Source organism: Ruegeria sp. B32 (genome assembly GCF_025141855.1).
GTDB classification, from domain to species: Bacteria; Pseudomonadota; Alphaproteobacteria; order Rhodobacterales; family Rhodobacteraceae; genus Ruegeria; species Ruegeria arenilitoris.
On sequence record NZ_CP081106.1, the window covers coordinates 1,351,826 to 1,375,492 of the forward strand.

At 61.5% G+C, this 23,667-nt stretch carries 20 protein-coding genes; 3 read left to right on the forward strand and 17 right to left on the reverse strand.

All coding sequences use genetic code 11. The features are described 5' to 3' along the window. Window positions 1–96: 96 nt before the first annotated feature. The 3 genes from K3752_RS06910 to rocF are packed head-to-tail and all read right to left on the reverse strand — an operon-like array spanning window position 97 to window position 2,988. The gene (locus K3752_RS06910; protein ID WP_260065778.1) at window positions 97–1,137 is read right to left on the reverse strand and encodes an ornithine cyclodeaminase; all 1,041 of its coding nucleotides are present in this window, start codon (window positions 1,135–1,137) and stop codon (window positions 97–99) included. A 10-nt stretch (window positions 1,138–1,147) separates the two neighbouring features. Then, entirely contained in the window at window positions 1,148–2,068 is a 921-nt protein-coding gene (gene ctlX, locus K3752_RS06915) for a citrulline utilization hydrolase CtlX (RefSeq protein WP_260065779.1), read from the reverse strand. Next, on the reverse strand, window positions 2,068–2,988 hold the full coding sequence (rocF, locus tag K3752_RS06920) for an arginase (protein WP_170433080.1): 921 nt from the start codon (window positions 2,986–2,988) through the stop codon (window positions 2,068–2,070). Before rocF ends, ctlX begins: the two co-directional genes overlap by 1 nt. Window positions 2,989–3,074: 86 nt before the next feature. On the opposite strand from rocF, the gene K3752_RS06925 reads away from it, so the two are divergent. Both K3752_RS06925 and mprF read left to right on the forward strand, forming a co-directional pair. After that, entirely contained in the window at window positions 3,075–3,503 is a 429-nt protein-coding gene (locus K3752_RS06925; RefSeq protein WP_093961837.1) for an Lrp/AsnC family transcriptional regulator, read from the forward strand. A gap of 101 nt (window positions 3,504–3,604) precedes the next feature. Then, window positions 3,605–6,214, forward strand: coding sequence for a bifunctional lysylphosphatidylglycerol flippase/synthetase MprF (gene mprF, locus K3752_RS06930; RefSeq protein ID WP_260065783.1), 2,610 nt, complete (start codon window positions 3,605–3,607; stop codon window positions 6,212–6,214). A gap of 3 nt (window positions 6,215–6,217) precedes the next feature. Here mprF and K3752_RS06935 read toward each other — a convergent pair whose 3' ends face one another. The 6 genes from K3752_RS06935 to K3752_RS06960 all read right to left on the reverse strand — a co-directional run bounded on the left by K3752_RS06935 (window position 6,218) and on the right by K3752_RS06960 (window position 10,983). Next, complete coding sequence (locus K3752_RS06935) at window positions 6,218–7,810, reverse strand: efflux transporter outer membrane subunit (RefSeq protein ID WP_260065785.1); 1,593 nt, start codon at window positions 7,808–7,810, stop codon at window positions 6,218–6,220. 2 nt (window positions 7,811–7,812) lie between these two features. Next, the gene (locus tag K3752_RS06940) at window positions 7,813–8,958 is read right to left on the reverse strand and encodes an HlyD family secretion protein (RefSeq protein ID WP_260065787.1); all 1,146 of its coding nucleotides are present in this window, start codon (window positions 8,956–8,958) and stop codon (window positions 7,813–7,815) included. Between the two features lie 21 nt (window positions 8,959–8,979). Further along, window positions 8,980–9,339: a DUF3302 domain-containing protein gene (locus K3752_RS06945; protein ID WP_093961840.1), complete on the reverse strand. Its 360-nt coding sequence runs from the start codon at window positions 9,337–9,339 to the stop codon at window positions 8,980–8,982. Between the two features lie 34 nt (window positions 9,340–9,373). Beyond that, a complete protein-coding gene (locus K3752_RS06950) occupies window positions 9,374–9,943 on the reverse strand; it encodes a disulfide bond formation protein B (protein WP_170339003.1) in 570 nt (189 codons plus the stop codon). A gap of 12 nt (window positions 9,944–9,955) precedes the next feature. Then, a complete protein-coding gene (locus tag K3752_RS06955; RefSeq protein ID WP_170339565.1) occupies window positions 9,956–10,111 on the reverse strand; it encodes a DUF5993 family protein in 156 nt (51 codons plus the stop codon). Window positions 10,112–10,221: 110 nt separating this feature from the next. Further along, complete coding sequence (locus K3752_RS06960) at window positions 10,222–10,983, reverse strand: DeoR/GlpR family DNA-binding transcription regulator (protein WP_260065791.1); 762 nt, start codon at window positions 10,981–10,983, stop codon at window positions 10,222–10,224. 218 nt (window positions 10,984–11,201) lie between these two features. Here K3752_RS06960 and glpD point away from each other — a divergent pair, with 218 nt between their 5' ends. After that, window positions 11,202–12,797 (forward strand): glycerol-3-phosphate dehydrogenase, encoded by a 1,596-nt coding sequence (gene glpD / locus K3752_RS06965; protein WP_260065793.1) that lies wholly within the window; start codon window positions 11,202–11,204, stop codon window positions 12,795–12,797. 55 nt (window positions 12,798–12,852) lie between these two features. On the opposite strand, the gene K3752_RS06970 is transcribed toward glpD, so the two are convergent. The 8 genes from K3752_RS06970 to K3752_RS07005 all read right to left on the reverse strand — a co-directional run bounded on the left by K3752_RS06970 (window position 12,853) and on the right by K3752_RS07005 (window position 23,630). Further along, the gene (locus K3752_RS06970) at window positions 12,853–15,990 is read right to left on the reverse strand and encodes an efflux RND transporter permease subunit (RefSeq protein WP_260065794.1); all 3,138 of its coding nucleotides are present in this window, start codon (window positions 15,988–15,990) and stop codon (window positions 12,853–12,855) included. 3 nt (window positions 15,991–15,993) lie between these two features. Further along, on the reverse strand, window positions 15,994–17,172 hold the full coding sequence (locus tag K3752_RS06975; RefSeq protein ID WP_260065796.1) for an efflux RND transporter periplasmic adaptor subunit: 1,179 nt from the start codon (window positions 17,170–17,172) through the stop codon (window positions 15,994–15,996). Window positions 17,173–17,411: 239 nt separating this feature from the next. Then, a complete protein-coding gene (metG, locus tag K3752_RS06980; protein WP_260065798.1) occupies window positions 17,412–19,130 on the reverse strand; it encodes a methionine--tRNA ligase in 1,719 nt (572 codons plus the stop codon). Between the two features lie 69 nt (window positions 19,131–19,199). Continuing rightward, window positions 19,200–20,423: an MFS transporter gene (locus tag K3752_RS06985; protein ID WP_260065800.1), complete on the reverse strand. Its 1,224-nt coding sequence runs from the start codon at window positions 20,421–20,423 to the stop codon at window positions 19,200–19,202. A 76-nt stretch (window positions 20,424–20,499) separates the two neighbouring features. Then, window positions 20,500–21,099 (reverse strand): YceI family protein, encoded by a 600-nt coding sequence (locus tag K3752_RS06990; RefSeq protein ID WP_260065803.1) that lies wholly within the window; start codon window positions 21,097–21,099, stop codon window positions 20,500–20,502. Then, complete coding sequence (locus K3752_RS06995; RefSeq protein ID WP_260065805.1) at window positions 21,096–22,310, reverse strand: CynX/NimT family MFS transporter; 1,215 nt, start codon at window positions 22,308–22,310, stop codon at window positions 21,096–21,098. The genes K3752_RS06990 and K3752_RS06995 overlap by 4 nt, the downstream gene beginning before the upstream one ends. A gap of 66 nt (window positions 22,311–22,376) precedes the next feature. Then, on the reverse strand, window positions 22,377–22,997 hold the full coding sequence (locus tag K3752_RS07000; protein ID WP_260065806.1) for an ImuA family protein: 621 nt from the start codon (window positions 22,995–22,997) through the stop codon (window positions 22,377–22,379). 51 nt (window positions 22,998–23,048) lie between these two features. After that, window positions 23,049–23,630, reverse strand: coding sequence for a TIGR02281 family clan AA aspartic protease (locus K3752_RS07005; protein ID WP_170338984.1), 582 nt, complete (start codon window positions 23,628–23,630; stop codon window positions 23,049–23,051). Window positions 23,631–23,667 lie beyond the last annotated feature (37 nt).

A 23,667-nucleotide genomic window follows, 5' to 3' on the forward strand; every position in this document is an offset into this window, starting at 1 on the left:
TCTCGGTGCCTAAGTGGACCCAATACCTCAGTGTCGCAAAGACTGAGCGGGGGCAGCGCCCCCATCCGGCCTAACCGCAAAACTGGGCGATACGGCTCACTTGGCCCGCATGAGCATGCCAAACAGGTCGCGCGGATCGTCCGGGTCCGCCAGCATGTCCAGTGGCTCGAAGAACTCGGTTCCCTCGATCGCGCGCTTGACGTAGCGCAGGGCCGAGAAGTCCTCGATCGCGAAACCGACGCTGTCAAACAGAGTGATCTGCCGCTCGTCACGCCGACCTTCGGCCTGACCGGTGATGACCTGCCACATCTCGGTGACCGGGTGGTCGGGGTCCAGAGCTTGAATTTCACCTTCGATCCGGGTCTGCTCGGGGTATTCCACGAAAATGTCGGACCGCAGAAGAATGTCGCGATGCAATTCGGTCTTTCCGGGGCAGTCGCCTCCGATCGCGTTGATGTGCACGCCCGGGCCGACCATGTTGTCGGTCAGGATGGTGGCATATTTCTTGTCGGCGGTGCAGGTGGTGATGATCTGCGCGCCCTCGATCGCCTCTTCGGCCGAGCGGCACGAAACCACCTTCAATCCGGTCCCTTGCAGGTTGGCCGCGCATTTCGCGGTGGCGTCGGGATCGATGTCATAAAGGCGAACGGTAGTGATCCCGCACATGGCCTTGAAGGCCAGGCACTGGAACTCGGACTGTGCGCCATTGCCGATCATTGCCATGGTGGTGGCGTTCTTGGGAGCCAGGTATTTACCGACCAGCGCCGAGGTTGCCGCGGTGCGCAGCGCTGTCAGCATCGTCATCTCGGTCAACAGGGTCGGATACCCGGTGTACACGTCCGCAAGCAGGCCGAATGCGGTGACGGTCTGCAGGCCTTCGGACGTGTTCTTGGGGTGGCCGTTCACATATTTGAACCCATAGGCCTCACCGTCCGAGGTCGGCATCAGTTCGATCACACCATGCGGGGAGTGGGCCGGGATGCGTGGGGTCTTGTCGAAGCTCTCCCACCGTTTGAAGTCGTCCTCGATCTGGGCGGCGATCTCGGTGATCATTCTTTCGACACCGATGTGGTGGATCAGCCGCATCATGTTGTCGACGGATACGAAGGGAACAAGCGCCTTGTCGGAAGGTTGCATGGGGTCTCTCCTAGCGGCGTGACAGGTGGATGCCTGCGATCATGCAGCGCACCGACCCGCCGGCGGTTTCGATGGTGGGAACGGACAGCGGCAGGGGCGTCGCGCTGTCCTGGATGATGTCGATCTGATCAGGGCGCAGCGAGGCCAAAGCCCGGCTGGACAGCGCCAGAACCAGCCCGTCGCGGCCTGTCAGTTCGATGGCGTTACCGGCAAATTCGGCGATCTGGTCGTGGGTCAGGTCGATCACCGTGCGGCCGGATTCCTCGAGCCGCGCCCGAACGGTCGCGCGCCGCTCGGGGTCGGTGATCATGTCCAGACAGATCAGGGCGTAATGCGTGCCGATCCCCATCAGAACATTGGTGTGATAGACATCGCGGCCTTGCGCGTCGCGGGCCTCGAAGGCGATGGGCTCGTAGTTGAAATGGGTGCAGAACCGTTCCAGCAGCACCGGGTCGGCGCGGTTGGATTTGACGGTATAGGCAATGCGCCCGACGTGATCGAGCACCATCGCACCGGTACCCTCCAGCGCGAGGTTGTCCTGCTCGAGGCCGGAATAGTCGATCACGTCCTGAACGCGATAGTCGCGTTTCAGCATCTCGATCACATCCATCCGCCGTTCGCGCCGGCGCGAGGGGACGAACATCGGATAGATCGCCACGTGTCCGCCCGGATGGGTCGAGAACCAGTTGTTCGGAAACACGCTGTCGAGCGTGTCGTTGTCACCGAAATCGTCGAACACATGCACGGTCACGCCGGCGTTGCGCAGTTGCTCGACCGCGCGGTCATGCTCGTCGCGGGCGGCGGCCGAGGTCGCCTCGGCCGAGCGGTTGGCCAGCGTCTGGAACGCATTGTCGTCACGGGTCTCGGGGTTCGAGGCAAAGGCGTGTGGCCGGATCATGACCACCGCCGAAGGGGCCTGAAGGGAATGCATCAGAAGCTCCGGGTAATGCGGTCGAAGATGCGGCGCCCAAGCAGCGAGGCGGCCAGATCGACCATCAGTTTCGCGGTACGGCCGCGCTCATCCAGGAAAGGATTCAGCTCGACCAGGTCCAGCGAGCAGACCAGCCCGCTTTCGTGCAGCAGTTCCATGGCCAGATGCGCTTCGCGTTCGGTCGCGCCGCCGGGAACGGTGGTGCCGACGGCCGGCGCGATGGCGGGGTCAAGGAAATCCACGTCCAGCGAGACATGCAGAATACCGTTCGCGGCACGGACGCGGTCTAGAAAGGCCATCAGCGGAGCCTTGATGCCGTGTTCGTCGATGCTGCGCATGTCGGCCAGCATGGCGCGGTCTTTCTCAAGCGCGGCGCGCTCGGCCGGGTCAACGGAACGCAGGCCGATCATGCCGACGCGGTCCGTGGGTATCGGAGCATCCAAAGCGGGGAAAGCGTCGAACCCGGGCTGGCCCGTGAAGTAGGCCACCGGAGTGCCATGCAGGTTGCCGCTGCCGGTGCTGTTGGGCGTGTGGAAATCGCTGTGCGCGTCCAGCCAAAGCACGAATAGTGGGCGCCCGATCTGCTGCGCATGGGCGGCCATGCCAGAGACCGTGCCCATCGACAGGGCGTGGTCCCCGCCCATGAAGATCGGCAGACCTTGTTGGGCCGCCTGTTGCGCGACCCGGATCAAAGCCCGCGTCCAACCTACGCATTCGGGTAGGGCAAAGAGGTGATCATGTTGCGGCATGTCGACTGTGTCCGGGCGGGTGTCGCCAAAGTCTGTGACCGTGTGCCCGAGGTCTGACAGCGCCTCGGCGATTCCGGCCACCCGGTACGCGTCGGGTCCCATCCGGCAACCCTGTCGCCGCTTGCCGACGTCCATGCCGGCACCAACGAGAATGACTGATTTGGTATCCATACGTTCATTTAGCGGTGCAATGCGGGTTGCGTGAAGGAGGCAAAATGCTCAAAATGAAATCTGAAAATCCAAAATGGAAACACGGAATGGACGATCTGGACAGCCGCTTGCTCAGCGCCCTTCACCGAGACGCTCGCGCGTCCCTGTCAGAGCTTGCAGAAGTGCTGGGTGTAACGCGGACGACCGTGCGCAGCCGGCTGCAGCGGCTCAAGCAATCGGGTGAGATTGTGGGCTTTACTGTCCTGACCCGTCGGGACGTCGCGCAAAGCCCGGTGCGCGGGTTGATGATGCTGGAAATCGAAGGGCGCGGGACCGAGCGCATCATGGCCCGGATCGCGGCGATGCGGCAGGTGCGGGCGGTGCATTCCACCAATGGCGGATGGGACCTGATCGCCGAGATCGGGACCGAGACGCTGGCCGAACTGGACGAGGTTCTGTTCCAGATCCGCCGCATCGAAGGCGTGACCCGCTCCGAGACCAATCTGCTTCTGTCCACCCGAAAAGGCCGCTTCTGAACCGCCCGCCATTCACCAGCGCGGCATAGCTTTGAATACCAAACGATTTGTGCAAGAGTTTTCCCGCAGGCTTGATCAAGCCCATGGGCAGGGAAATCAATATGAGCACAGCAGACCCAGGCGAAAACTCGCGGGCGGAAATCCTGATTGCCCGGGTGACCGGTCTGTTGGAGCAGCCGGTCGTCAGGCTTGCGATACCTGTGGTGATAACGCTGATCGCGTTGACGGTGCTGCACGACCTGTCGAGCCATGTGAAATGGTCGGACGTGCAATCTGACATTGCCGGAACGTCTTGGCGGGTGATGTTCCTTGCCGTGTTCTGGACGGCCTTCAGTTTTCTGTCTCTGTCCTTCTATGACGTCTTCGCCGTGCAGAGCGTGGCGGGGGGAACGGTCCCCCTTCGCATCGCGGCCATGGCCGGGGCCAGCGGCTATGCGGTGTCGAATTGCCTCGGATTTTCGTACATCACGGGCACGGCGATCCGCTATCGGATCTATGCGTCGCTGGGGTTGGATCTGGGACGGGTCGCGGGCGTGATCGCCACATCATGGGTGGCATTCTGGATGGGTCTCATCCTGATCCTCGGCGGAATGATGACGCTTCATCCGGACGGGATCGCCCAAGCGCTGCCGATCAGCGGAACTCTTGAAACGGTCATCGGGGTTGCCCTGCTGGTCGGTCTGCTGGTTCTGTTTGTATGGCTGGCCAAAGGCGGGCGTCGGCTGGCCTTTGGCGGAGTGGGATTTGACCTGCCCGGAGGCAAGTTGGCCAGCCTTTTGACACTGGCCGCAATCGGGGATCTGTTCGGCGCGTCGATGGCTCTTTATGTTCTGATGCCCGACGATCTAGGCGTCGGTTATCCGTATTTCTTCACCATCTATATCTGCGCAATCGCAGTTGGGATTCTCAGCCATGCGCCGGGCGGAATCGGTGTGTTCGAAGCCACTTTGATCGCAGGGCTGGGGGCCTCGGGTCGGTCGGACGTGATTGCCGCCTTGCTGCTCTACCGGGTTGTCTACACGTTTTTGCCATTTGCCATCGCAAGCCTGTCGATCGCCGTCGCTTCGGCGCTGGCACACCGGCATCACATCAGCGGCGCGGCTACTTGGTTCTATCGGGCCGTCCGGCCAATCGTGCCGATGGTGGCTGCCGGTATCGCGGCAGTGGCCGGTGTGGTTCTTCTGGTGTCCGGCACCTTGCCTGCCAGCTCGACGAAGCTGGGGATCCTGCGCGAGTTTCTGCCCCTGTCCTTCGTCGAGGCATCGCATCTGGCCGGAAGCGCCATTGGCGTTCTGCTGCTGCTTGTGGCGCGGGGGCTGTACCGCAAGCTCTACCGGGCATGGATCGTTGCCATGATCCTGATGCTGGCCGGGTTCTTCGCGTCGCTGGCCAAGGGGCTGGATACGCATGAGGCCATCGGAATGCTTGCAGCCATCGGTTTGTTGGCCCTGTTTCGGGGGGCTTTCTACCGGGTCAGCGGCGCCTCTATCTTCCGGCTGAACATTCCTTGGCTGGTCAGTCTGATCGCGTTGCTGGCGGTGATCTTCTGGATCGGGTTGTTCGCCTATTCCCATGTCGAATACGAAAACGCGTTGTGGTGGGAGTTTGCATGGAATGGCGATGCCTCGCGGTTCCTGCGCTCCAGCATGGTGGTGGCGGTCATCGTCGGGGTGGTGGCCGTGAACTCGCTGTTCGGACGCACCATCCCCGCACGTCACCGCACCGAGATTCCTGCGGCGGTCGAACGTTTGTCGCTTGCCAGCGAAGACACCGAGGCGCAGATCAGCCTGACCGGCGACAAACAGTTCCTGATCGCGCCAGATGAAAGCGCCTTTCTGGCCTATGCCGATTCCGGCAACGCGCTGATCAGCAAGGGCGAGCCTGTCGGCGATGAGGCCGCCGGCCAGCAACTGATCTGGCAGTTGCGCGAAATGGCCGATGCCGAAGGCAAGCTCTGCGCATTTTACAGCGTGTCCACCAAGTACCTGCCTACGTTTCTGGACCTCGGGTTGTCGATCCTCAAGATCGGTGAGGTTGCCCGGGTACCGCTCAAGGACTTCACGCTGGACGGCAAATCCCGCAAGCGGTTCCGTCAGGCCCGGAACCGGGCCGAGCGTGAAGGATATGTCTTCGAGATCATTCCCAAGGAACAGCTTGCACCGGTCCTGCCGGAGCTGCGCCAGATCTCGGATCACTGGCTGGAAGGCAAGGCGGGCGCGGAAAAGGGCTTTGCTCTGGGCGGGTTCGACGAGCAGTATTTGTCCTATTTCGATCATGCGGTTCTGAAGAACGGCGAGACGGGTAGGATCGTGGCTTTTGCCAACCTGTTTCAGGGTGGCAACAAGTCGGAATTGTCGCTGGATCTGATGCGGTACGAGCCCGACTGCCCCAGCTTTGTCATGGATGCTCTGTTCGCCGAGATGATGGACTGGGGCGCCGGCCAAGGGTTCAATTGGTTCTCATTGGGGGCCGCGCCGTTTTCCGGGATCGAGAACCGGCAACTCGCCTCGCTCTGGAACCGGATCGGCGGCTTCGTCTACGAGCACGGCGAGCAGTTCTATCACTTCGAGGGGCTGCGCGCCTTCAAGCAAAAGTTCGACCCGGAGTGGAGCCCCAACTATCTTGCCAGCCCAGGCGGTCTGGCCGCGCCGCGCATCCTTTACGAGGTGAACATCCTGATCTCTGGCGGCCTGACGGGCCTGACGAAATAGCGCCTAGTTCAGACTTGCGCGTGTTGGGTCCTGCTGCAGCAGGTCCCCCCAATCGGTGCGATAGGACATCTCGGCCAGTACGGTTTCCGGCAGAAACTCCTGATTCTGACGGATCTGCCAGCCCCCGCCCAGACCCTTGTAGACCGCGACCAGATTCGACGACACCTGCTGGCGCGCCTCGATCAGGTTGGCTTGCGAGCGCAGAAGCGCGGTCTGCGTGTTCAGCACGCGGGAATAGTCTGCGATGCCGTCGCGATACTGGCTGACGGCAATGTCGGCGGCCTTGCTCGCTGCGTCGACGCTGCGTTGGTAGAACGTCACCTGCTTGCGCGCCTGGGCATAGGCAACCATGGCGCTTTCGACCTCGGAATAGGCGGTCAGCACGGTGTTCTGATAGTTGGCGATCAGCGCCTGATAGGCGGCGTCCTGCGCGCGCACGTTGTTCTTGATCCGCCCATAGTTCAGAACGTTCCAGACCACGCCGGCGCTGGCCAGACCTGTGGTGCTGTTCGAGCTGAACAGGTCGCGCCCGCCGGACGCCTGCAGGCCGATCGAGCCCGACAGGATGAACTGCGGATACAGGTCCGCCATGGCAATGCCCACTTGCGCCGATTGCGTGGCTGCAGCCAGTTCTGCGGCGCGAACGTCGGGGCGGCGGCGCAGCAGTTCGGCCGGAACACCGACGGCGACGTTCGATTTTGCTGACGGGATCCGCCCGGACGTTCCCAGAAAGCCGGTCATGCGCGACGGTGTCGAGCCCAACAGAACCGCCAGCGCGTTCTTGGCCTGCTGCAGATCGCTTTCCAGCGTCGGCACCAGCGCCTTGGTGTTGTTCAGCAGGGCGGTGGATTCCTGCACATCCAATTCCGTTGTCACACCATTGTTGAACCGCAACTGGGTCAGATCATTGGCTTCCTGCTGCAGCTTGATGTTCTCGCGCGCGACGGCCAGCGACTCCTGCAGGGCGCGGATGTTGATGTACAGCGCGGCCACATCGCCCGTCAGCGTTACCAGCGCATCGTCATAGTTGGCGACCTGTAGCGCCAGGTTCGATCGCGCCGCCTGCACGCCGCGCCGCTGCGCGCCCCAGACGTCCAGTTCCCACTGGGCGTCAAATCCCACCTGCGACGTCGAAAACTCGGTATCCAGCGGAATGATCCGGTTGATATCGGCAATGGGACCGAGGTTGTCGCTGATCCGGCGCCGCTCCAATGATCCGCCCACGGCCTGAGATTGCGGATAGAGCTCGCCGAAGGCGATGCCCAGTTGCGCGCGGGCCTGCAACACGCGCGCGCCTGCGACCTGAAGCGTCAGGTTCTGGGCATAGGCCTCGGCCACCAGCTTGTTCAGGGTCGGATCATTGAAGCTCTGCCACCATTTGACCACGGGGGCGCTGCGCGACGTTAGCCCGCTGGCCCGGCTGGCGCTGGGGCTGTTGGCCTCCATCCACTGTTTCACGACCGGAGAGTTGGGGCGCACGAAATCCGGCCCGACCGGGGTGCAGGCAAACAGCAATGCGGCGCTCAGCGCGGTGCCGATCAACATGCGGCGGCGGTTTCGTGGCCTGCGCGGATGGTCCGGGTTCATGTGTGTCATGCTCAGATATCCAACGGTCGGATGAAGTTGGCGAAGGAATAGAGGCGGATGTTGATGCGGCGCAAAAACTCGAAGCTTTTGCCTTGTCCCGTGTAGATGGCCACGGCCGCGTGCCCGCCAGCGGGGAAGGTATGCCCTTCAGGGACGTCGACCGAAATCTGCACCGCGATGCGCCCGGGAATTTTAGGCAGCTCGAACCCCGGCAGGCGGCCAGAAGGCAGGTATTGCCCCTGCCGGGTGGCCCACCAGATGGCCTCGACCCTGCCGGTCAGAATTTCACCCGGGTACAGGTCCAGCGCGACCTCGACAGGCTGACCGGGTTCGACGAATTTCAGGTTCTGCTGGCGGTATGTGGCCAGGATATAGGGCGAATCCTCAGTCACGAAGCTGGCGATGGCCCCAAGTCGGATATCACCGACCACAAGGCCGGGACGGGCCTGTTGCGAGACGATCATACCGTTCTCAGGAGCGTAGATCGTTGTATTATCGAGGAAATACTGTGCTTCGGCCAGCTGCGCCTTGGCCTGAAGGATACCGGTGTTCACTCCGTCGATCTGTGATTCCTGCGCAAGTTGCGCCTTTCTTAGATTGGCCTCAGCCTGTTTGACCGCAGCCTGATCTTCGGTCACTTGTTCGTTCCAGCGATCCAGCTCGTCCTGACGCGCACCCCCGGCAGGCACCAGGTTTTCATAGCGCGCCTTCTGCGTCATCGCATAAGCCAGCTGGGCATTGGCGCGCTCCACCGCCTCGGTCGAGGCGATCACGTCCTGTTCAAGGATTTTGGCGTTCTGCTCCGCAGCCACCAGTTGGGCCTGCGCGTTCTCGACGGCCAGCTTGAACACCGTGTCATCAAACCGGTACAGCGGATCACCCTTGGTGATGGGCGTGTTGGGTTCGACCAAGACCTCGGTCAGGATGGTCGGTTGGGTCAGTTTCGGGACGATCTGGATGGTGGACCGCACCACGTGGCTGTCGATCGAGAAGGGTTGGAAGAACCGCAGCGCGACCAGGAAGATCAGCAGCAGATGGGCGCCGACCCAGAACGAAACGATCCCCCAGACAATGTTGAACTTGAGCCATTGTGCTTTGAAGAAAATGAACCAGACAAAAATGATGTAGAAAAGCGTGATGCCGAGGGCGACGAACATAGTGGTGGATTTCCTTCGGCGTCAGGTTTTCTGTGGGTCGTCTGCAGCAGGGGCCCGGTACTCGTCCTTGACCTGCCCGCCAAGGCGCTCGATCTCCTTGCGGATCGCTTCGCGCTCGCCCTCGGGCAAGCGGCGGATGTCCACGGTCATGCCATCATGATAAGCCCAAATAAAGGCGTGCACCCAAGGGATGATCGCCAGAAACCCCATCCATCCCATCAGTTTGACGGCTTCGGCATGGGGGTGGTTGCGCTTGATTGCGATCCGGCCGGGCAGGCCCATGATGAACAGAAACAAGGCCATGACCGCCGCCAGCAGTAGGATCAGCGCTACGAATGTCAGGTAGTCATAATAACCCAGCGGCTGCCCCAGTAGTCCCATCGTCGCGCCTCCTGTCTGGACGGTTGCCCCATCCTCAGTTGTTGGTGTCCAGTTCGTCAATCAATTTGTAGCTGGTCGGCGGGTCGGCGCAGATGCCCGGACCGCATTCCAACAGCGTCGAACCGGCGTTCAGCACCGCAAGACCCAGCATGATGAAGAACGCAACCTTTGCCAATGTGCTGCCGCCAAAGCGTGGTTCCGCGCGCGTGTCCGAGACATACTGTTTCTCGAACATCAGCATGATGGCGGTGCCCAACAGGATCAGGAAAAAGCAGATGGCAGCCCAAGTATAGTAGTGCAGGCCCAACACCGGAGAGCCATAGTGCCCGGTTCCCGGCACGATGTGCAGAAGGATCTGCCGCACCGACACGCTGCCGCCGTAGAGGGCCGCAATCAGCATGATCGCATAGTGTTGGGGCCGCGGGCCATAAAGCAGGTTCAGGCCCAGACCAACACCAACCGCGACGAAGCCAACTCGCTGCAACAGGCAGAGCGGGCAGGGCAGTTCGTACAGCTTGAGCTGGTAGACATAGGCCAGCAGCAGAACAAGGCTGACGGCCAGCATTCCTAGGGCATTCAGAGTACGGGACAGTTCAGGTGTCATGATCGTCCCTTTCTACAACTGAATTGTCAGTTGGCTGGTGGCGTGAAACTTGAGCCAATAGACGCTCAACGCCAGCGTGAGAAAGAAAACCACGTTTCCGGCTTTTGTCCGTCCAAAGTAATTCAGCGCCATAACGGCTGTAAGTAACGCAAATAAAAGCGCGATCATGGCTCGGTCCTCCCCTCCCGTGCAACGATTGCAATGGTGGTGATACTGTCAGGCCCGCTGCCATCTGGCAAGTTTTGGGATCGTCCGTTCGCCTTAAGTGCGAGCGAACCCTAGCGGCACACCACCAATTGGGTCTGCCATTCGCGGCAGCGCGCAGCCAGTTCGGATGTGACGGGTGCGTCTGTATAGAACGTATCGATTTCGGACAATGACGTGATGCGGGCCGGGGCCGACCGCTGGAATTTCGAGTGGTCGGCAACAAGGCTGGTATGCCGCGCCTGCGCGATGATTGTCTGGCTGACGTTCACTTCCTGAAAATCGAAATCCAGCAGATCGCCTTCGCTATCCAACGCAGAACACCCTATGACCGCGTAGTCAAACTTGAACTGGCGAATGGTCGAGACGGTCAGATTTCCGATCAGGCCTCCATCGGAGCGGCGCAGAACACCACCAGCGACCACGATCTCGCATTCAGGGTTTTCGACCAGAATGTTGGCCACGTTCATATTGTTGGTCACGACCATCAGGTTCTTGTGGGTCAGAAGTTGCCGCGCTACGGCCTCGGTCGAGGTGCCGATATTCATGAACACCGATGCTCCGTCGGGTATGTCGGCGGCACACCGTTTGGCAATGCGTGTCTTGGCTTCGTCGTTCAATCCGCGGCGGTCTTCGTAACCGATATTCGAAACGCCCGACCTCAGAACCGCGCCGCCGTGAACGCGGTCCAGCATCCCGGCATCGGACAGTTCCGACAGGTCCCGACGAATGGTCTGGACAGTGACATTGAACCGCTCGGCCAGATCCTCGACCGCGACACGTCCGTTTTGCTTGGCAAGGCTCAGGATGTCGGATTGGCGAAAGGACAGGGACATATTCGGCTCCGCGGGTGTGGCTCTGTTCGTTTTTGTTCTTTTTGGGCATCTAGCGCAAGCCTGATGTTTTCCCGACTGGGTGCCGAAGAAGAAAGAAGTGAACGACGACCAAGTTGCACGAGATGCGACAAAGCGAACAAAAACGAAAATCGAAATTGACTAAACGAGTGTCGGTCGCGTTAATGCGCGCGACCCTTTTGCAAATGGAATCATCAGACATGGAACAGTCGGACACCCAGATCACCGATCTTTTCATCATCGGTGGCGGCATCAATGGCTGCGGCATCGCGCGCGACGCCGCAGGGCGCGGGTTGAGCGTCACGCTCGCCGAGATGAACGATCTGGCCTCGGCCACTTCGTCTGCTTCGACCAAGCTGTTTCACGGAGGGCTGCGCTATCTGGAGTATTTCGAGTTCCGTCTGGTCCGCGAGGCCCTGATCGAACGTGAAACGCTTTTGCGTGCCATGCCGCATATCAGTTGGCCGATGCGGTTCGTTCTGCCGTATCACCCGGACATGCGGTTTGACTCTGAAACGCCCACGTCGCGGTTGTTGGGGACGGTCATGCCGTGGATGAAGGGGCGGCGGCCTGCCTGGCTGATCCGTTTGGGGCTGTTAATGTATGACAACCTGGGCGGCCGCAAGATCCTGCCGGGAACCAGTTCATTGAACTTGCGCACGGCGCCCGAGGGTGCGCCGCTGCAGGACAAGTTCGAAACCGCGTATGAGTATTCCGATTGCTGGGTCGAGGATTCAAGGCTGGTGATCTTGAACGCACGCGATGCAGAGGCACGCGGCGCGCGGATCTTGGTGGGCACCAAGGTTCTGTCGGCCGAACGCAGCGAAGATGTTTGGCAGATCACCGTGCAGGATTGCGAAAGCGGTGAAACCCGTGAACTGCGCGCGCGGATGCTGATCAATGCGGGCGGGCCGTGGGTTGGAGACATCATTCGGACCAAGATCCGTTCGAACTCACGCGAGGGCGTGCGGCTGGTGCGCGGCAGCCATATCGTGACGCCGCGTCTCTACGACCATGACAAATGTTACTTCTTCCAAGGTGAGGACGGGCGCATCATCTTCGCCATTCCCTATGAGCAGGACTTCACTCTGATCGGGACCACTGATCAGGACCACCCCGATCCGTCCGAGCCGCCCGTCTGCACCGAGGCCGAGCAGGATTATCTGTGCGCCTTCGCGTCCAAATACTTCAAGAAGCCGATCTCGCGTGACGACATTGTCTGGACCTACTCCGGCGTGCGCCCGCTGTATGATGATGGCGCCCAAAGCGCCACGGCAGCGACGCGGGACTACACATTGAAAGTGGACGCCGAGGGCGGCGCGCCGGTCCTCAACGTGTTTGGTGGCAAGATCACAACCTATCGCCGCCTTGCCGAAAGCGCGATGGAGAAGGTGGCCGAACACTTCCCAGACCTCTCTGGCCCTTGGACTGCGGGAGTCGCTCTGCCGGGCGGGGATTTCCCGGTCGACGGGGTAGAGGCACTGGTTGCCGGATTGAAGGCTGACTACGGGTTCCTCACCGACAAATGGGCGCACCGACTGGTACATGCGTACGGCACCGAAGCACGCATCATCCTCGGGAACGCAGTCCAGGCCGATGATCTGGGCGTCGATTTTGGCGCGACCCTGACCGAGCGTGAGCTCGAATGGCTGATGGACAAGGAATATGCCCGTACAGCGCAGGATGTGATCTGGCGTCGAAACAAACTGGGACTGCGCCTGAAACCCGAGCAGGTTGAGCAGATCGAGGCCTGGATGCAGAAGCGTCGTCAGCAACAACTGAAAACCGCTCAGTAACCCACCAAAGAAAACCGCCCCGCGTATGTCGCGGGGCGTTTCTTTTTTCTGTCGGTCAGGCCGCCTTTTCAGAAGGGTCGGGATCCTTGTTCGTGCCCTTGATCCACTCTCGCATGCTCTGCATCACCGCATAGAGGACCGGCACCAGGATCACCCCGAACAGGGTCGCGGCGAGCATCCCGCCAAATACGGCCACACCAATCGCCTTCTGGCTGGCGGCACCAGCACCGCTGGCTGCCAGCAAGGGCACAACGCCCAGCAGGAAGGACAGCGCGGTCATCATGACGGCCCGGAAACGCTGATGCGCAGCCTCGGCGGCGGCGTCCTTGACAGACAGACCCTTGGCCCTCTGCTCCATCGCGAATTCCACGATCAGGATACCGTTCTTTGACGCAAGCCCCACCAGCATGATCATCCCGATCTGCGTGTACAGGTTGATGTCACTGCCCACGATCGCCACCGCCGCAACCGCGCCGAACAGGGCCACGATCACCGACAGTAGGATCGAGACCGGCATCGTCCAACTTTCGTATTGTCCGACCAGGAACAAATACCCGAAAAGGATCGCCAGCCCTAGGATCACCACGACCAGCCCGCCGGATGCCAGCTGTTGTTGGGCGGTTCCGGTCCATTCAAAGGCATATCCCGGGGGCAGGGCGGTCGCCGACTCTTCTGTCATCACGGTGATTGCGTCACCGGTCGACAGACCTTCGGCCGGAACCGCTGTCACCGTCGCGGAACGGAACAGGTTGTGGCGTTTCAACAGAACCGGGCCAAGCACGTTTTCGACGTCGATGAGCGTTCCCAGCGGGACCATCTCACCGGTGTTCGAGCGGACGTACAGGTTCGAGATGTCCTCGACATTGTCACGATACGAACCTTCGGCTTGGATCATCACGCGATAGACGCGGCCGAACAGATTGAAGTCGTTCACATAGTACGAGCCAAGCTGAGCCTGCATGGTCTGGAAGATTTCGGCGACCGAAACGTTCAGCGTTTTTGCCTTTTCCCGATCCAGATCCACGAACAGCTGCGGGACGTTGGCCCGGAAGGTCGTGTAGGCTTGGCCGATTTCAGGCCGCTGGTTGGCCGCGTAGACAAAGGATCCCACGGCCGAGGCCAGATCCTGCGGCGAGCCGCCTCCGGTTTGCTGAACCTCCATTTCCACGCCCGCCGACATGCCAAGACCTTGGATCGGCGGCGGGTTGAACGCGACGATCGAAGCGGCGGATTCGCCGTTGGCGATGGCCAGTACCTTCTGCAGGATGGCGTCCGCCGTCAGATCCTCGTCTTGCCGTTCGTCCCAGTTGTCGAGGTTGACGAACACAGCCGCACCGTTGGTGATGGTTCCGTTCAGCAATGAGAAACCGTTGATCAGAACGGTATTCGCCACGCCCGGAATCTCGCGGATCTGGTCATCGACACGTTTGGATACCGCCTCGGTTCTCTCCAGTGTCGCCGCGTCGGGCAATTGGATGTCGACGAACAGATAGCCGTTGTCTTCAAGCGGCAGGAACCCGCTGGAGGTGTTCGACATGATCGTCACGCCGCCAAAGGCAAACCCTGCAATGATGCCAAGCGAGACCACGGGGATGATCAGCAGCTTGCGTACGATGGACACATAGCCTGCGCGCATCGTCCCGATGAATTTCTCGAATACCGCCAGCAGACCCTTGGGTGGGCCTGAACGCGCCTGAAGGACCAAACCGCACAGCGCCGGGGACAAGGTCAGCGCATTGATGGACGAGATGACGACGGCGGTCGAGATCGTAACCGCGAACTGTGAATACAGCCGCCCGGAGATACCGGGCATGAAGGTCACGGGGACGAACACGGCCAGCAGAACCAGAGTTGTCGCAATGACGGGGCCGGTGATCTGCCCCATGGCCTTGCGGGTCGCTTCGGCCGGCGGCAGGCCTTCCTCGGCGATGATCCGTTCCACGTTCTCGACGACCACAATCGCGTCGTCGACCACGATCCCGATGGCCAGCACGAGTGCAAAAAGCGAGATTGTGTTCAGCGACATCCCGAACAGCAGCAGGAACGCAAATGTCCCGATCAATGAGACCGGAATCGCCACGGCCGGAATGATGGTCGCCCGCCAACTGCCCAAGAAGATGAACACGACCGAGATCACCAGAATGAAGGTCAGGATCAGCGTCGACACCACGTCGTTCAGCGACTGTTCGACGAAGTCCGTAGTGTTGAAGGGAACCGCATACTCCACATCGGTCGGGAACGACCGTGAAAGACGCTCCAGTTCGGCTTCGACGCGGTCGGACACGGCCAGCGCGTTGGCGCCCGGCGCTTGGTAGATGCCGATTACCGTCGCCGGAACGGCCTGAAAATAGCCCGATGCGGCATAATATTCCGCCCCCAGTTCGACGCGCGCAATGTCACGGATCCGCACGATCGAGCCGGCGTCGCCGGTCCGAATGACGATATCGCCAAACTCCTTGGCCGATGTCAGGCGGCCTTTGGTCTTGATCGTGTACTGAAAGGTCTGGCCTTCAGGCACCGGCGGGGCGCCGATCGAGCCAGCGGAAACCTCGATGTTCTGTTCGCGAATGGCCGAGATCACGTCACCCGGCGTGATGGAAAGGGCGGCCATCTTGTCGGGATCCATCCAGATCCGCATCGCGTATTCCAGGTTGGTCAGAACGTCGGCCTTGCCCACGCCCTGCACCCGTGCCAGCGCATCCTTGAGGTTGATCGACGCGTAGTTCGACAGAAACACGCTGTCGTAGGTGCCGTTGGGCGAGGTCAAGGTGACCAGCAACAGCATGTTGGTCGACGCTTTCTGCGTCACCACCCCCGACGAGGTAACCTCGGTCGGCAGCGAGGACATGGCCTGCGCCACACGGTTTTGCACGTTGACCGACGCGATGTCGGGGTCGGTGCCCACTTCGAACGTGATGTTCAGCGAATACGAGCCGTTGTCCGAGGATGTGGACGTCATGTAGATCATGTCGTCCACGCCGTTGACCTGCGCTTCGATCGGCGCGGCAACCGTGTTTTCAACGGTTTCGGCGTTGGCGCCGGTGTACGTCGTCGTGACGCTGACCACCGGCGGCGTAATGTCCGGGAATTGGGCAACCGGCAGGACCATGTAGCCGATCGCCCCCATGATTGTCAGCACAAGCGAGATCACAAGTGCCAGCTTGGGCCGGCTGATGAACAGGGCGGAAAACATCAGTTATTCTCCCGGCTGTTCAGAGGCGACAACGGCGTCAACGGCAACACCCGGGCGCACCCTTTGCAGCCCTTCCACGATGACGCTTTCGCCCTCGCGCAGACCTTCCTTGACGATCACGGCAGAACCGACCGTGTCGCCGGTCGTGATGTAGCGCTGTTCGACCATCTGCTTGTCGTTGACGACCAGCACGAACTCTCCGCGTTGATCCCGCTGCAGGGCAGCTTGAGGGATCAGCACTTCAAGCGTGGGTTCAAGCGCCTCGATGTGAACGTTCAGAAAGGCGCCATCCACGATCAGACGTTTGTCGTTTGCAAACTCGGCGCGCAGGGTGATCGCGCCGGTCAACGGGTCGATCCGGTTGTCCACGAACACGATCTTGCCGGTTTCTTCCAGCTCGGTACCATTGGGCAGCGTAAGCCGGACAACCGGGCTCTTGTTGCTTTCAGCAAGGGTGGAGGCGGTCTCACCAACAGTCTGAAGAACGGAGGTGAACTGCTTCTCATTCAACGAGAAATTAACGTAGATCGGCGCTTCGCTGATCAGGTTGACCAGCGGTTCCGTGTTGGGGCCGACCACGTCGCCGACGCTTGTGCTGATCCGACCGATCCGGCCGGAAAACGGCGCGTGGATCTGCGTGTAGTCCAGATCAAGCTGCGCCTGTTGAATGGCTGCGTTGGCCGCTTTGACTTCGGCTTCGGCAACCAGCTCGTTCGCACGGGCAATGTCGCGCTCGGATTCCGGCGTTGCGTCGCGCCTGTACAGTTCTTCCTTGCGGGCCAAGTCGACCTTGGCCAGTTCCAGATTGGCTTCGGCCCGATCAAGATCCGCTTTTCGGGCGTCCAGCGTGGCCTGATACAGGTCGGGCTCAATGGTAAACAGCAGATCACCCTCGTTGACCAACGAGCCTTCCTCGACATTCCGGCTTTCCAGGAAACCGCTGACCCGTGCGATGATGTCCACGTTGTCCGTGGCTTCGGCCCGCCCGATGAAAACAGCCTCCTCGGTGATTTCCTGAGTATAGGCGGCCGCAATCGAAACCTTGGGCGGCGGTGCTTCCGACTGATCCTGGGCAAATGCGACCGGTGTAAACGCAAGGCATGCCAGCAGTGTCGCACAAAGGCCGAGACGCGAGAGCGTTCGATTGCTGGTCGTGTGGGTAGGCGTCTTTTCAACGGTCATTGCGAGTGCCTCATTCAAACCGGGATTTGGGTCGAACCGGACCGTTCCTGAAGCCCGAGTCGACTAAACTCCAAGTCAGGATGGAGGTATTGTTGAAAATTCTCAAGTATTTGAATTTTAAACGCTCGAACCCTGTCCGGGGATGTCTCGGCCGTCGAACCAATATCGTCCGACGATTTAATTTGATCGGTCGGGTCAATTGGTTGTGAAAAAGGGGGCCGCCGGCCCCCTTGATGTACTCAGCTTCGCACCCCGGCAAAACGTGTTTGCCAGTCTTCCCGCTGTTCGTCGGTGATCTTGGCGAACAGGACGTCGGGCACCGTGAACGCGTGCCCGGCGGGCAGGGCGCTCAGCGCGGCGTCCACGTCCTCGGGCCAGCTGGTGTCGAGCGTGTTCATCGCGCTCAGCATCCTGGCCGAAGTCTCGGGAATGAACGGCGCGCTCAGCACCGCGTAAAGCCGGATGAGGTTCAGGCCCAGCCGCACCTGCGCGGCGGCCTGTTCCGGGTCTTCCTTGAAGGTCGACCACGGTGCCGTGGCCTGCAGGTATTCGTTGCCCGCAACCCAGATCGCGCGCAATTCCTGCGCCGATTTGCGCACCTCCATCGCCTCCATATGCGCCTCGTAGGCGCGGATGCGCTTGGTCAGTTCCTCGATCAGCGCCTGTTCGCGTTCGCCGTATGCGCCACCGGCCGGAACCTCTTCGCCGAATTTCGAGCGGCAGAACTTGGTGATCCGGCTGACGAAATTGCCCAGCACGTCGGCCAGGTCCTTGTTGACCGATTGCTGGAAGTTCTCCCAGGTGAATTCGCTGTCGCTGCTTTCGGGCGCGTGGCTCAGCAGCCACCAGCGCCAGTAGTCGGCAGGCAGGATATCCAGCGCCTGGTCCATGAAGACGCCACGGCCCTGGCTGGTCGAGAACTGTCCGCCGTCATAGTTCAGATAGTTGAACGACTTCAGGTGATCGACCAGCTTCCATGGCTCGCCCGAGCCCAGGATCGTAGCCGGGAAGGAGAGGGTGTGGAAGGGCACGTTGTCCTTGCCCATGAACTGCACATAGCGCACGTCGTCGGCGCCTTTGTCGGTGCGCCACCAGCGTTCCCATTCCGCATCCGGCTTGCCGTGCGCGTCAGCCCATTCCTTGGCGCAGGCCATGTATTCGATCGGCGCGTCGAACCAGACGTAGAAGACTTTGCCTTCCATGCCGGGCCAGTCTTCGTCGCCCTTCTTGACCGGGATGCCCCAGTCCAGATCGCGGGTGATGCCGCGGTCCTGCAGCCCGTCGCCGTCATGCAGCCATTTCTTGGCGATCGAAGTGGTCAGCACCGGCCAGTCGGTCTTGCTGTCGATCCAGGCGTCCAACTGATCCTTCATCGCCGATTGGCGCAGGTACAGGTGCTTGGTCTCGCGCACCTCAAGGTCGGTCGAGCCGGAAATGGCGCTGCGCGGGTCGATCAGGTCCGTCGGGTCCAGCTGCTTGGTGCAGTTTTCGCACTGGTCGCCGCGCGCCTTTTCGTAGCCGCAGTTGGGGCAGGTGCCTTCGATGTAGCGGTCGGGTAGGAAACGGCCGTCGGCGTTGGAATAGACCTGCTTTTCGGTCACTTCGCGGATCAGCCCGGCCTCGGCCAGCTTGCCGGCGAAATGCTGGGTCAGCTTGTGGTTCTGCGGGCTGGACGACCGGCCGAAGTGATCGAAGCTGAGGCCAAAGCGTTTGGCGATGTCGGCCTGCACCTCGTGCATCTCGGCGCAGTATTCGGCCACCGGCTTGCCCGCCTTGGCGGCGGCCAGTTCGGCCGGGGTGCCGTGTTCGTCGGTGGCACACAAGAACATGACCTCGTTTCCGCGGCCGCGCTGGTAGCGCGCGAACAGATCCGCCGGCAGCTGCGAGCCGATCAGGTTGCCAAGGTGCTTGATCCCGTTGATGTAGGGAATTGCCGAGGTAATGAGAATCCGAGCCATGTTTGGTTTCCGCCTAACTGTCTGCGCGCGCTCTATCAAACCGGACCGGGAAATCCCAGCCCCAGAATGCTATCGCCCTTCGCGCGAGCGTTTCAGCAGGCGGCCGATGGTGAAGGACGTGCGCGGCGCGTAGACGTAGTTGGTGCGTTCCTCCGGCGTCGGGCGCGAGCGCATCCGTGCCAGTCCAAAGATGATCAGGACCGCGTGGCCCAATGCCACGAAGGCAAACAGCGCGCCGGGGCCGAATTGCTCGATCAGCGTCGAGGAAACATAGGGCGAGGCAATGGCCCCCAGCGCGTACCAGAACATCAGCGCCGCCGACAGTTCCACCCGCTGCTCGGTGGTGGCGAAGTCGTTGGCATGCGCGGATGAGATCGAGAATATCGGAAAGGTCGTTATTCCGAATAATCCTGCGGCCAGCATGACGCCGACGGTGCCCGTGCCGCTGGCAGCCATGGTGATGCTGCAACTGATAACGGCGGCAATCGACATCCAGATCAGCACCCAGCGGCGGTCGTATTTGTCCGCCAGCCACCCGACCGGATACTGCGCCAGCGCGCCGCCCAGAACAAAGGCGGCCAGAAAGAACGCGATCTGATCGACGCCCAGCCCAACCTCTTGTCCGTAGACCGGACCAACCATCCGGAACGAAGCAGAGCTGATGGCCGAGACGATCACTCCAGCCACCGCCAAGGGCGAGCAATGCCAGGCCAGATTGGGCCGCAAACGCGGTGCGTCCGGGGTTTCGGGCTGGCTGGCGCGCGTCAGGGTCAGCGGCAGCAACGAGGCACAGCACAGGATGGCCAGCAGGTTGTAAGAGACATAAGAGGCAGGCGGCAGAACTGCGATGATCAACTGCGCGCTGAGGGAGGCTCCCATATCGGCCAACCGATATGTGCCCATGGCACGGCCGCGGGTTTCGTTGGTGACTTTGGCGTTCAGCCAGGCCTCGATGACGGTATAACAACCCGCCACGCAGGTGCCCGAGGCAATGCGCAGCGCGGCCCAGGCATAGGGGTTTTCGGTCAGCGTGTGGCCAATCAGACCCATCGCGCCCAGAGCCGTGCAGACCGCAAAGGCGCGCGAGTGCCCGATGGATCCCATCAGCCTTGGCGCCCACCAGCATCCCGCGAAAAAGCCCAAAAAGTGAGCCGAGCCCAAAAGGCCGATCTGTTCGGTCGAAAACCCCAGCGTCAGGCCGGATATCGCGTCCAGCGGACCCACGCCGCCCGTGGAAAGCTGCAATAGAATGACCGAAAGAAAAAGGGCGGCGAATGAGATGATGGTACGCATGGGTCCAGTAGATGTCCGAATGGCGCATGACGATGCGCGCGGCTATTCGACTTTGTGGTGTCGTTTTCCGCCAGTTTCAGGGTTTTCTGCGAATTTCGGTTCGTATGTTCAATCCCACAGTTTCGTCGACCAGGTCCGCATAGCCGGTGGCGCCGAAATCGTTCCGGTTCAACGCGCCGGTCAAATGGATGAACAGCCGGTCCAGATCGTCCTTTGCGGAACCCGGCGGGCGATAGAGGGCGGCATCAAGAGTGATCGGGCGGGTCACGTCGCGCACCGTCAAATCGCCGGTGACGGTCGCTCCGTCGGAAATGCGTCCGCCGGGGCCAAGGCTGACGGCCGTCGAGACGAAGTGGATAGATGGAAACCGCGCGGCATCCAACACGGATCGGCTTAGCATCGGGCCGCGTGCAAACGGCAGTTTCGTGCGTGCCTCGGCGACGTTCAGGACGACGTCGACCATGCTGTTGCGCAGGTTTTTCGTGTCCACTTGAACATCAGCGGTCTGGATCGGCATGGTGCCGGTCTGGGCCGAGCCAGCCAGACCGAATGTGAATTCGAGCAATGTCCCTTGTGTTTCAAGTATATACGGAACCGGGGCGGCCACGGCGTGCCGCACCAAGGGCAGCGATGCCAACCCCGCCAGCACCAGAGTTCGGCGGGTCAGGCGGCTCATGCCGGAACCCGTCCGTGGCGCGGCCGCGAGCGCATCAGCAATGTCGCAATAATGGCGATGTTCAGCCCGTTCCACAGGATGCCGTTCACGAAGGCCAGTTCATACTTCCCGGTCACGTCATAGATCCAGCCGGACATCCAGCCACCCAGCGCCATGCCCATGATCGTCATCATCATCACGAAACCGACCCGTGCCCCGGCTTCTTGCGGGGGCATATATTCGCGGACGACCAGCGCATAGCTGGGCACAATGCCGCCCTGCGCCAGTCCGAACAACAAGCTGATGACATAGAGCGACACCATCCCGTCATAAGGCAGGAACAGGAACAGGGCGATGCATTGCAGGATCGACCCGATCAGCAACGTGTGAACGCCGCCCAACTTGTCTGCCACCAGCCCCGAGATGATCCGGCTGACGACACCGCCCATCAACATGAGCGACAGCATCTCGGCCCCGACCGCCGGGCCATAGCCCAACCCCACGCAGTAGGAGACGATGTGGACCTGCGGCATCGACATCGCGACGCAGCAGCCGATTCCGGCGAGGCCCAGCACATATTGCAGGGTCCGCGGCGACAGGCCGACGCTGCGCGCGTTGATCTGCGCGGCAGCTGCGGCGGTGCCATGCGCCTCGACCGGGACCTGCCGGCGCAGCAGCAGCGACAGCGGGATGACAACGATCAGAGTGATGACCGCCAATGTCAGATAAACCTGCTGCCACCCGTCGCGGGCAAGGATACCGGACAGGAGCGTGGGCCAGATCGCGCCGGATAGATAGTTTCCGCTGGCCACCAGCGCGACGGCGATCCCGCGTCGGCGCAGGAACCAGTGCGAGATGTCGGCGATCAGCGGGCCGAACCCGACGGCGGTGCCCAGGCCCAGCAGCAGATGCGCCACCGACAGCATCGTGATCGTCGGCGCCCATGTCGCCAGCAGATAGCTGAGCGCGCTGAGGCCTGCGGCACCGATCAGCGCCTTGGTCACGCCCAGCCGGTCCACCACCTGACCCAGCCACATGTTGCCAAGCGCAAATCCGATCATGGCCAGCGTGTAGGGCATCGAGGCCTCGGCCCGGCTGGCGCCGAACTGGGTCTCGATCGCGGGCATCACCACGATCACCGCCCACATGCCCACATTGGCCACCGCCGCAATGGCCAGCGTGACCAGAAGGCGAAGCCAGGAATAGCGGCTGTCGTGGATCGGATGGGTCATTTCGGCACGCTAGGGGGCGGGATGCGGTTTGACCAGTCACAACTTGCGTGATCCATGCCCGGTCGGTCAGGCGCAGGTTTCCTCGGCGCCGATCCGTTGCAGGTGCAGCCCGGTGCGCGGCGCGGTCTGGGTGGCGTGCCAGCTGACCGGGGGCAGGGCGCGGGCGCGGCGGCGGGTCAGGGTCCAGCGGCGGGTCTGGCCCGTGTGCGCCGGGGCCATGTGCCAGCGCGTCTCGATGCCCTGCGCGCCGCCGTCGCCCGGGGTCAGCAGCAGCCCCAGCGGGGCCTGACCCATCGTGCCCCCCTGTTCGGCGGCCAGATGCATCCGGCGCACCGGCGTCAGACCCGGTGCCCCCGGCAGATCGCCGACCACCAGCGGCACCGCCCCGCTGCGCAGCGCCTCTTCGATGCACCACAGCAGGTCCTCGGTCCGGGTGGGGCGGACGAACAGGAAACGGGCGGGATCGGCAAAGGGCATCATGCCGTCGGGGTTCAGCTGATCGGCCTCCCACGCGGGCGAGATCCACAGAACCGGCCCCTGCGCCTGACCGGCCAGCCACATGGCAAAGCTGCGCCGCGCGGGGCCGCAGGCCTCGTGCACGCGGGCCAGTTGCAGCGAAATCTCATCATGCAGGGTCAGCCCCGGCGCCGCGCGCGCCGGTTTGCGGCCAAGAAGATGCGTGGACATGGCCGAATGCTAGCATGTTCGCACTTTGTTCTCAATCCCGAAAGCCGCCGTTCAGCGCGACAGGATCATCCGGCCATCAGAAAATTGGATGTTGGAAAAACGGTGCAAATAATCCATGCCAAGCAGGGACTGGTCCAGATCTCCTCCGTTGATCCATGCCGCAACATTTCGGTCCGTGATGGGCCCCAACGCCAGGCTGTCGAGGCGCACAGGCGCAGTCTGGACCACCCCATTTGCGGTCGAGGCACGCCCGTGAAAGGTCAGCTGACCGGTATCGAATCCGACGCGCTCCGCGTCCTGCGGGCTCAGCACGATCTGGCTGGCCCCGGTATCCACCAGGAATGTCACCGGTTTGCCATTCACCAGCATCGGCAAGTAGTAGTGCCCGTCGAACGAGCGGGGTACTTCGATCACATCTCCGGTCACGGACATCTGCGGAGATACGCCAACGGTCGAGCGGATGTCGCCCCAAAGGCCGACAACGGCAATGATCCCGATGAAGATGAAGACCCAGGCCATAGCCATCTGCAGGGTCTTCCCCAACGACTGCCGATTGTGAGTGAAGAACCACATCAGCAGTGCGGCTCCCAGCAGAACCAGATAGGCCAACCGTCCAAAATCGTTACCATCCATGCGGGCACCCGAAACCTTCTTTCATAAGGTCAATATG

What these genes read in the sequence shown, in the direction of transcription:
- K3752_RS06935 (WP_260065785.1), bottom strand. Translation starts at nt 7,810, where the DNA reads ATGACACACATGAACCCGGACCATCCGCGCAGGCCACGAAACCGCCGC.
- K3752_RS07005 (WP_170338984.1), bottom strand. Translation starts at nt 23,630, where the DNA reads ATGGATGGTAACGATTTTGGACGGTTGGCCTATCTGGTTCTGCTGGGA.
- K3752_RS06940 (WP_260065787.1), bottom strand. Translation starts at nt 8,958, where the DNA reads ATGTTCGTCGCCCTCGGCATCACGCTTTTCTACATCATTTTTGTCTGG.
- metG (WP_260065798.1), bottom strand. Translation starts at nt 19,130, where the DNA reads ATGGCTCGGATTCTCATTACCTCGGCAATTCCCTACATCAACGGGATC.
- K3752_RS06960 (WP_260065791.1), bottom strand. Translation starts at nt 10,983, where the DNA reads ATGTCCCTGTCCTTTCGCCAATCCGACATCCTGAGCCTTGCCAAGCAA.
- rocF (WP_170433080.1), bottom strand. Translation starts at nt 2,988, where the DNA reads ATGGATACCAAATCAGTCATTCTCGTTGGTGCCGGCATGGACGTCGGC.
- K3752_RS06955 (WP_170339565.1), bottom strand. Translation starts at nt 10,111, where the DNA reads ATGATCGCGCTTTTATTTGCGTTACTTACAGCCGTTATGGCGCTGAAT.
- K3752_RS06970 (WP_260065794.1), bottom strand. Translation starts at nt 15,990, where the DNA reads ATGTTTTCCGCCCTGTTCATCAGCCGGCCCAAGCTGGCACTTGTGATC.
- K3752_RS06990 (WP_260065803.1), bottom strand. Translation starts at nt 21,099, where the DNA reads ATGAGCCGCCTGACCCGCCGAACTCTGGTGCTGGCGGGGTTGGCATCG.
- K3752_RS06910 (WP_260065778.1), bottom strand. Translation starts at nt 1,137, where the DNA reads ATGCAACCTTCCGACAAGGCGCTTGTTCCCTTCGTATCCGTCGACAAC.
- K3752_RS06975 (WP_260065796.1), bottom strand. Translation starts at nt 17,172, where the DNA reads ATGACCGTTGAAAAGACGCCTACCCACACGACCAGCAATCGAACGCTC.
- K3752_RS06995 (WP_260065805.1), bottom strand. Translation starts at nt 22,310, where the DNA reads ATGACCCATCCGATCCACGACAGCCGCTATTCCTGGCTTCGCCTTCTG.
- mprF (WP_260065783.1), top strand. Translation starts at nt 3,605, where the DNA reads ATGAGCACAGCAGACCCAGGCGAAAACTCGCGGGCGGAAATCCTGATT.
- ctlX (WP_260065779.1), bottom strand. Translation starts at nt 2,068, where the DNA reads ATGCATTCCCTTCAGGCCCCTTCGGCGGTGGTCATGATCCGGCCACAC.
- K3752_RS06950 (WP_170339003.1), bottom strand. Translation starts at nt 9,943, where the DNA reads ATGACACCTGAACTGTCCCGTACTCTGAATGCCCTAGGAATGCTGGCC.
- K3752_RS06945 (WP_093961840.1), bottom strand. Translation starts at nt 9,339, where the DNA reads ATGGGACTACTGGGGCAGCCGCTGGGTTATTATGACTACCTGACATTC.
- glpD (WP_260065793.1), top strand. Translation starts at nt 11,202, where the DNA reads ATGGAACAGTCGGACACCCAGATCACCGATCTTTTCATCATCGGTGGC.
- K3752_RS06985 (WP_260065800.1), bottom strand. Translation starts at nt 20,423, where the DNA reads ATGCGTACCATCATCTCATTCGCCGCCCTTTTTCTTTCGGTCATTCTA.
- K3752_RS06925 (WP_093961837.1), top strand. Translation starts at nt 3,075, where the DNA reads ATGGACGATCTGGACAGCCGCTTGCTCAGCGCCCTTCACCGAGACGCT.
- K3752_RS07000 (WP_260065806.1), bottom strand. Translation starts at nt 22,997, where the DNA reads ATGTCCACGCATCTTCTTGGCCGCAAACCGGCGCGCGCGGCGCCGGGG.